This is a genomic window from Arthrobacter sp. SO3, assembly GCF_020532825.1.
Lineage (GTDB): Bacteria > Actinomycetota > Actinomycetes > Actinomycetales > Micrococcaceae > Arthrobacter.
On the sequence record NZ_MQTS01000132.1, the window covers coordinates 1 to 2,770 of the forward strand.

The following is a 2,770-nucleotide window of genomic DNA, read 5'->3' on the forward strand; positions in this document are numbered from 1 at the left end:
GCCACCGCCGGCACCCGCGCCGCCGGCAGCACCGCCAAGGATCCCGCCCAGAATTCCGCCGAGGTCAATGCCGCCGGACCCGCCGGCCTGGCCGGACCCGCCCGCGCCGCTTGCGCTGCCCGCCCCGGAGGACTGTCCGCGTCCCCCGAGGACCTTGTTGGCCAGGTAGGACATGACGATCGGGGCCAGAATCGGCAGCAGCTTCTTGAGCAGGTCCCCGCCCACGCCACCGAGTTGTGGGGTCCCGGCCAGTTGGCTGGCCACCTGGTCCTGCTGCCCGCCGAAGACGTGGCTCACGATCTTCTCACCGTCTGCGGTGTCCACCTGCGAGACATCGACGCCGCCCTCCATCAGCCCGTCCCGGTGCTGGCTGAGCGCTGACTCCAGCGACGCGGCGCCGTCGGCGGCCTGCGCGTTGTTGTGCATGCCGGCCAGCAGCGTGGGCACGGCGGCCTCCACCGCAGCCTGCGCCGTCTGCCGGTCGGTGCCGAGCATTCCGGCAATCTGGTCTACCGGGATCTGGCTCAGGATGTCTTGGAGCTCGGTCATGGGTTACTCCTTCAGCCGCACACAGTGCAGGCATCGCTGGAAACGGCGCCTGCGCAGACGCCGCCGGACTGTTGCCCTTGCATCGTAGTCCGGGCCCCCGGAACGCGAAAGGACGCCGCCCGGGGCTGGGCAGTGCCGTCGGAAGTCCGCGGCGTTTGCGGGTAATCTAAGAGAGTTCCGGAGCCGGCAGGTGTCTCCGGAGGAGCACATGGCAGGAAGCAAAAGGCGAGGTTGATGGTCCACATCTGGAACGATCCGTCCGAAGTCCCGGCGGACTTTGGTCCCTCCGTGGTTACCTTCGGCAATTTCGACGGTGTGCACCGCGGCCATCAGCAGGTGCTCTCGCAGCTCATCCGCGTCGCCCGCCTGAACCACGCCCGGGCCGTCGCCATCACCTTCGACCCGCATCCGGCGCAGGTCCACCGGCCCGAATCCGCCCCTGAACTGATCATGGGCTTGGAAGACAAGCTGGTTGCGCTCGGTGAGCTGGGCCTCGACGCCGTGCTCGTGATGAAGTACTCCCTGGAGCTGGCCAGCCTCACCCCGGAAGAATTCGTCGCCGACGTCCTGGTCGGCAGCCTAAAGGCGAGCCACGTGGTGATCGGCCACGACGCCAGGTTCGGCAGGAACAACTCCGGAGACCTGGAGACCATGCAGGAACTCGGCAGGCAGCTCGGCTTCGAGGTGCTGGTCATCAGCGAGTTCGGCTCGGAAGGCTTTCCGCTGCACGGCGAAGTACACGGTGACGGGCGCGATGAAGGCCACGGCGGCATGCACGACGGCGACGGCGGCCAGGACCGCCGCTGCTCCTCCACCTGGGTGCGCGAGGCGCTGCGGGAGGGCGACGTCGCCACAGCGGCAGCCGTCCTGGGAAGGTCGCACCGGATGCGTGGTGAGGTGGTCCATGGCGCTGCACGTGGCCGCGACCTCGGCTTTCCGACCGCCAACCTCGCCTCCGACGCGAGCGGCTACATCCCAGCCGACGGCATCTACGCCGGCTGGCTCGTGGACCAGGCCGGCACACGGTGGCCCGCCGCCATCTCCGTCGGCTCCAACCCCACCTTCGACGGCGTCAGCCGGCAGGTCGAGGCGCACGTGATCGACCGGCCGGACGAGGCCGTCGAGGACTTCGATCTGTACGGCCAGACAGTTGTGGTGGAATTTGTCGCCCGGCTCCGGGGAATGGTGGCGTACCGTGGCCCTGAAGCGTTGGTGGACCAGATGCGCCTGGACGTGGTCCAGGCCCACAACATTCTGTACGCGCACTGACCCGCTGCGCCGAACCGCCGCGCCATTGGGCAAGGAAGGCAAGAGACGTGACGATAGAGAAAAATACCCGGGAGCTGGACAAGGATATTGTCCGGGACTTCAGCTCAAAGATGAGCTACGCGTCCTACCTGCAGCTGCCGACGCTCCTAAGCGCCCAGCAGCCGGTCAGCGCCCCGGAGCACCACGACGAGATGCTGTTCATCATCCAGCACCAGACCACCGAGCTGTGGCTCAAACTGGTCCTCCACGAGCTCCGCAGCGCCGCCGCGTGGCTGCGCTCCGATGACCTCGGCTCCGCGCTGAAGGCGATCGCCCGGGTCAAGCACATCCAGAAAACCCTGACCGAGCAGTGGTCCGTGCTGGCCACCCTCACGCCCACCGAGTACTCGCAGTTCCGCGGTTTCCTGGGCAACTCCTCCGGATTCCAGTCCAGCCAGTACCGCGCGGTCGAGTTCCTGCTCGGCAACAAAAACCGCAAGATGCTGCCGGTGTTCGAATCTGATCCCGAGGCGCACACGATGCTGCAGGAGATTCTCGAATCCCCGAGCATCTACGACGACTTCCTTGCCTACCTCAAGCGGCAGGGTTTCGACGTTCCCGCCTCGCTGCTGGAGCGGGACGTCACCCGGGCGCATGAGTTCTGCGCCGAGCTCGTCCCGGTCTTCAAGTACATCTACGAGAACGCGGCGGACAACTGGGGCGCCTACGAGGCCTGTGAGGAACTCGTGGACCTTGAGGACAACTTCCAGCTCTGGCGCTTCCGGCACCTGCGCACGGTGCAGCGCACCATCGGCATGAAGTCCGGCACCGGCGGCTCCAGCGGCGCGGCCTTCCTGAAGAAGGCGCTGGAACTGACGTTTTTCCCGGAGCTCTTCGCCGTCCGGACGGAGATCGGCCAGTGAGCGCCCTTCAGCCGGGGACGGCGGGGCCCGCGGCACAGGCCACCGCCGTC

Annotated in this window: 3 protein-coding genes; 2 read left to right on the forward strand and 1 reads right to left on the reverse strand. The window is 67.3% G+C overall.

What is annotated here, in order from left to right; genetic code table 11:
* Positions 1-549 (reverse strand): DUF937 domain-containing protein (locus BJQ90_RS12865; protein WP_226760647.1); only part of this gene is annotated, 549 nt, incomplete at its 3' end.
* Positions 550-783: 234 nt separating this feature from the next.
* On the opposite strand from BJQ90_RS12865, the gene BJQ90_RS12870 reads away from it, so the two are divergent.
* Both BJQ90_RS12870 and kynA read left to right on the forward strand, forming a co-directional pair.
* On the forward strand, positions 784-1,818 hold the full coding sequence (locus tag BJQ90_RS12870) for a bifunctional riboflavin kinase/FAD synthetase (protein ID WP_226760648.1): 1,035 nt from the start codon (positions 784-786) through the stop codon (positions 1,816-1,818).
* A gap of 47 nt (positions 1,819-1,865) precedes the next feature.
* A complete protein-coding gene (gene kynA / locus BJQ90_RS12875; RefSeq protein ID WP_226760649.1) occupies positions 1,866-2,720 on the forward strand; it encodes a tryptophan 2,3-dioxygenase in 855 nt (284 codons plus the stop codon).
* The last annotated feature ends 50 nt before the right edge of the window (positions 2,721-2,770 follow it).